Below are 5,404 nucleotides of genomic sequence, written 5' to 3' on the forward strand. Positions count from 1 at the left end.
CGCGAGGGGATGGAGCGGCGGGAGGCGCCAGGGCACCAGCGGGTACCCTTGGAGGCGGGATTAACGTACCCACCTCGCGCGGCAAGGCACCGCGCGCGCCCAAGGCAGGCGCTGCGCCTCCCGGCGCTCCACCTGGCCATCGGCCTGTCGACCGTTCCGGGGCGCCCCGGTCCGGCCAGCTCTCGCTCTGTCCGCTGCAGGATCGCTTCTAGAAAGCGGTCCTTCATCGGACAGGATTAGTAATATATACCGGATTGTAGGAATGACATCAATAGGAATTTTTATAGGTTCCAAGAATTATTTTTCGTCGTCCCGCGAAAGCGCGGGGGACCCATAACACGTAACGGCGATGCTATTGTATGGCGGTCCAACAAGTATACTGACGTCGTCCAGAACACGGGCCACGGCGTATGGGTCCCGGCCTTCGCACGGATGAGGCTGGTGATCGAGAGCAACCATGATCTATCGCCACGCCATCGCCGCGCATTCCTATGTATTCGATGACTTGCGCGACCTGCTGGCGAAAGCCTCGCCGCCGCGTTCGGGCGACCGGCTGGCCGGTTTGGCTGCCGAAACCGCGGAGCAGATGATCGCGGCGAGGATGGCGCTGGCGGATGTTCCGCTGAAACAGTTTCTTGCCGAAACCGTGGTGCCTTATGAGGACGACGAAGTCACCCGGCTGATCATCGACAGCCACGATGGGCAGGCCTTTGCCGCCATCTCGTCGCTGACAACCGGCGCGTTCCGCGACTGGCTGCTGTCGGACGCGGCGATACCCGCGACGCTGATGCAAGTTGCACGCGCGATCACGCCGGAGATGGCCGCGGCGGTCTCAAAGTTGATGCGCAACCAGGACCTGATCCTGGCGGCGAAAAAATGCGAGATCGTCACCCACTTCCGCAACACCATTGGGCTGCGCGGACGCATGAGCGTACGGCTGCAGCCCAATCATCCCTTTGACGATGCCAGGGGCATCACCGCGTCCATTCTCGATGGACTGATGCTGGGCTCGGGCGACGCCTGCATCGGCATCAACCCCGCCAGCGACGATCCGGCGGTTTTGGGCGGCTTGGTGCGGCTGCTCGACGAACTCATTTCGCGGCTGCAGATTCCGACCCAAAGCTGCGTGCTGGCGCATGTCACCACCACGCTTGGACTGATCAACCAGGGTTTTCCGGTCGATCTGGTATTTCAGTCGATCGCGGGGACAGAGGCCGCCAACAGGAGTTTTGGCATCGATCTTGCGATCCTGAAGGAGGCCCGCGAGGCCGGGCTGTCGCTGCGGCGGGGCACGGTTGGCAGCAATGTGATGTATTTCGAGACCGGGCAGGGCTCGGCGCTGTCGGCGGGCGCCCATCACGGCGTCGATCAGCAGACCCTTGAGGCGCGCGCCTACGGCGTCGCCCGCGCGTTCGATCCGCTGCTGGTCAACAGCGTGGTCGGCTTCATCGGCCCGGAATATCTCTACGACGGCAAGGAAATCATCCGCGCCGGGCTCGAGGACCATTTCTGCGGAAAACTGCTTGGCCTGCCGCTCGGCGTCGACGTTTGCTACACCAACCACGCCGAAGCCGACCAGGACGACATGGACAACCTGCTGACGTTGCTGGCGGCGGCCGGCGTGACCTTCATCATGGGGGTGCCGGGGGCCGACGATGTCATGCTGAATTACCAGTCCACCTCGTTCCACGACGCGCTCTATGTCCGCGACCTGTTCGGCCTGAAGCGGGCGCCTGAATTCGACGACTGGTTGTTCCGCAGCGGCCTTGCGGGCGCCGATTTCCGGCTGACCGGCGAAGACGGACTGCTGCCGGATTTCGCATCCCGGTTAATCGCCTGAGCCTGCCACAATGTTGAGGAATTTGTGGCCCAGCGTCGAGGAGCGTGCTTAAACTACTGAGCCACTGCAGGTTTTGAGGAAGATCGATGCGAGCTGAGGGCTTAGGGACGGTGCGGCGCATCCTGTGCGTGTTTCCGCGCTATACGCCGTCATTCGGCACCTTCGAATACGCCTATCCGTTGGCGGGCGTGCAGGCCTTCATGCCTCCGCAGGGAATTTTGCTGATCGCGGCCTACATGCCCGCCAATTGGCCGGTGCGCTTCATCGACGAAAACATCCGCCCCGCGACCAGGGAAGATTTTGAGTGGGCCGAAGCGGTGTTCGTCAGCGGGATGCATATCCAGCGCCAGCAGATGAACGATATCTGCCGCCGCGCCCACGCCTATGATCTGGCGGTGGCGATCGGCGGACCGTCGGTGTCGGCCTGTCCGGACTACTATCCCTCGTTCGACTATCTGCATGTCGGGGAACTCGGCGACGCCACCGATGAACTGATCAAGCGGCTGGCGCAGGATCCGTCGCGGCCGCAGCAGCAGGTGGTGCTGAAAACGGCTGACCGTCTGGACATGACCAAGTTTCCAATTCCCGCCTACGAACTCGCCGACATCAAGCGTTACTTTCTCGGCAGCATTCAGTATTCCAGCGGCTGTCCCTATCAGTGCGAATTCTGCGATATCCCCGGCTTGTACGGCCGCAATCCGCGGCTGAAATCGCCGCAGCAGATCACCGCTGAACTCGACAAGCTGCTCGAATGCGGCGTCATGGGCTCGGTCTATTTCGTCGACGATAATTTCATCGGCAACCGCAAGGCTGCGCTCGACCTGCTGCCGCATCTGATCGAATGGCAGAAGAAGACCGGCTATGTGCTGCGTTTCTCTTGCGAGGCGACGCTCAACATCGCCAAGCGCCCGGAGATCCTGGCGCAGATGCGCGAAGCATTGTTCGAGACCATCTTCTGCGGCATCGAGACGCCCGATCCGGTAGCCTTGAAAGCGATGAAAAAGGATCACAACATGATGGTGCCCATCATGGAGGCGATCCACACGCTCAACAATTACGGCATGGAGGTCGTATCGGGCATCATCCTCGGGCTCGACACCGACAAGCCCGAGACCGGGCAGCATCTGCTCGAATTCATCGATGCGTCGCAAATTCCGCTGCTGACCATCAACCTGCTGCAGGCGCTGCCGCAGACCCCGCTATGGGATCGGCTGAAAAAGGAAAACCGGCTGATCGAGGACGAGGGGCGCGACTCCAATGTGGACTTCCGGCTGCCCTATGACGATGTCGTGACCACCTGGCGCGCCTGCATGGGCAGCGCCTACGAGCCCGCGAAACTGCTGCAGCGCTACGAATACCAGATCCGCGAAACCTATCCGAAGCGTCTCAACATGCGGACCCCGCAGCAGGCGACCTGGGCGAATATCAAGCTCGGCCTGACCATGCTGCGCAACATCTTCTGGAAGGTCGGCGTGCTCGGCGACTACAAGTCGCATTTCTGGAAGTTCGCGCTGCGGCGGCTTGCGCGCGGCCAGATCGAATATCTCATCAGTTCCATGCTGGTCGCGCATCATCTGATCATGTTCGCGCGCGATGCGTCGCGTGGCCAACAGAACGCATCGAACTATTCGATACGGCTGCGCGAGGCGTCGGTCCCTGCCGAATAGACCGGTGAAAACCCCAGCGCCGCCACGATCCTTGCGTGATTTGCGGCATCTGACCCCGGCGCGGGTCGGGCTCGGCCGCGCCGGAGCAAGCCTGCCGACGCAGGCGTTGCTTGAGTTCACGCTCGATCATGCGCGTGCCCGCGATGCCGTCCATGCCGCTTTCGATACTGCAGCCATTGTCGCCGGCCTTGACGCGCTTGGATTGCCGGCGGTTCAGGTGTCGAGCCACGCGCAAACCCGCAAGGACTATCTGAGGCGTCCGGACTTGGGGCGGAAGCTCGATCCTGCATCGCTGGAGGCGCTCGATAGTTGCTACCGCCCATGCGATCTTGCGATCGTCATCGGCGACGGTCTCTCGCCATCCGCGGTCAACGTCCATGCGGTCGAACTGATACGCAGTTTTGTTCCAAGACTGGGCGCAATTGAACTCGGCCCCATCATCGTCGCATCAGGCGCGCGGGTCGCACTGGGCGATGAGATCGGCGCGCTGCTCGGCGCGCGCATGGCCGTGATGCTGATCGGCGAGCGGCCGGGCCTGTCCGCGCCGCACAGCCTCGGGGCCTATCTGACCTTCGCGCCCAAAGCCGGCTGCACCGATGCGATGCGCAACTGCGTCTCCAACGTCCATTCCTCCGGCCTCAGCTATGACGAAGCCGCCTTCAAGATCGCCTGGCTGGTTCGCGAGGGGCTGGCGCGAGGCGTCACGGGAGTGGCGCTGAAGGATGAGAGCGGCGGGCAGCCGCCCGCATTGAGCCGGGATGATCCCTGATTCGGCCCGATTTCGTCGTTAACTGCGCCGGATTGGCGCTTGCCTCGCGCTTGCGAGATGTCCCCCATCCCTGCTACACACCCGTCGCGGCAATTTAATGCATGTTTTCAAGGGCTAGCGCCGATACGCGCCGGTTTCAGCCTCATTCGCGCTTCGGAACCAGGCTACAGGCCGCATCGACGTGAGAACTGGATAGGGCATGCTCGAAAAGAACAGCGACCGTGAGGTTCACGTCGAGAAGGCCGAGAAGATCGAGCGGCGGCCGACGGACAGTATCGCCTTCGGGCTGGAGCGGATGGGGCTGATCGCGGTTAAGGCGCCGATCGTATCCTGCATCATTCTGGCCGCCCTGTTGATCGCGGCGATTTTCGGCATCGAACGCATCAAGATCGACGATTCCCTCAGCCAGCTGTTCCGGTCCGATTCCAAGGAATACCGGCAATACGAGGCGGTCACCAAGCGCTTCCCCGCCACCGAATTCGACGTGCTGGTCGTGGTCGAAGGCAAGACGCTGCTGGCGCGCGACAATCTCGAAAAGCTGCGCGATCTCGTCACCGATCTGCAGCTGGTCGAGGGAACGCGCGGCCTGATTTCGCTGTTCTCGGCGCGTCAGGCGCCGGCGCCCGGCAAACTGCCGGCCGCGCTGTTTCCCCAGGACCTGCCGCAAGGCGCGGACTACGACAAGTTCATCGAGACCGTCAAAACCAACGAGATCATCCGCGGCAAGCTGCTCTCCGAAGATGGCACGCTGGCGCTGATCGTGCTGTCGCTCGAGCCTGAGGTCGTCTCCAGCAACAAGCTCAGCAAGACCGTCGGCGACATCCGCAAGCTGATGAAGGATGACCTTGCGGGCAGCAACCTCGCCGCGGAATTGTCCGGCGTCCCGGTGATGCAGCTCGAAATCCGCAACGCGGTCAAGCGCGACGGATTGACCTACAATGTCCTCGGTATTCTCGCCGGCTGCATCATCGCGATCATCTTTTTCCGCAAGATATCGTTCATGATTGTCGCCGCGGGCCCGCCGATCATCGCGATCATATTGGCGCTCGGCGGTCTCGGCTGGGCCAATTTCAACCTCAACATGTTCCTGAACGTGATGACGCCGCTGATCATGGTGATCAGCTTTTC

At 62.0% G+C, this 5,404-nt stretch carries 4 protein-coding genes; all 4 read left to right on the forward strand.

The window, feature by feature from the left end; all coding sequences use genetic code 11:
- Positions 1–457: 457 nt before the first annotated feature.
- Positions 458–1,840 (forward strand): ethanolamine ammonia-lyase subunit EutB, encoded by a 1,383-nt coding sequence (locus VGP39_RS22820; RefSeq protein WP_327570362.1) that lies wholly within the window; start codon positions 458–460, stop codon positions 1,838–1,840.
- Between the two features lie 86 nt (positions 1,841–1,926).
- Complete coding sequence (locus VGP39_RS22825) at positions 1,927–3,507, forward strand: B12-binding domain-containing radical SAM protein (protein ID WP_327570363.1); 1,581 nt, start codon at positions 1,927–1,929, stop codon at positions 3,505–3,507.
- Positions 3,508–3,511: 4 nt separating this feature from the next.
- On the forward strand, positions 3,512–4,276 hold the full coding sequence (eutC, locus tag VGP39_RS22830) for an ethanolamine ammonia-lyase subunit EutC (protein ID WP_327570364.1): 765 nt from the start codon (positions 3,512–3,514) through the stop codon (positions 4,274–4,276).
- Positions 4,277–4,475: 199 nt separating this feature from the next.
- Positions 4,476–5,404 (forward strand): MMPL family transporter (locus tag VGP39_RS22835; protein ID WP_327570365.1); only part of this gene is annotated, 929 nt, incomplete at its 3' end.

It is taken from the genome of Bradyrhizobium sp. (genome assembly GCF_036009065.1).
Lineage (GTDB): Bacteria > Pseudomonadota > Alphaproteobacteria > Rhizobiales > Xanthobacteraceae > Bradyrhizobium.

What these genes read in the sequence shown, in the direction of transcription:
- VGP39_RS22820 (WP_327570362.1), top strand. Translation starts at nt 458, where the DNA reads ATGATCTATCGCCACGCCATCGCCGCGCATTCCTATGTATTCGATGAC.
- VGP39_RS22825 (WP_327570363.1), top strand. Translation starts at nt 1,927, where the DNA reads ATGCGAGCTGAGGGCTTAGGGACGGTGCGGCGCATCCTGTGCGTGTTT.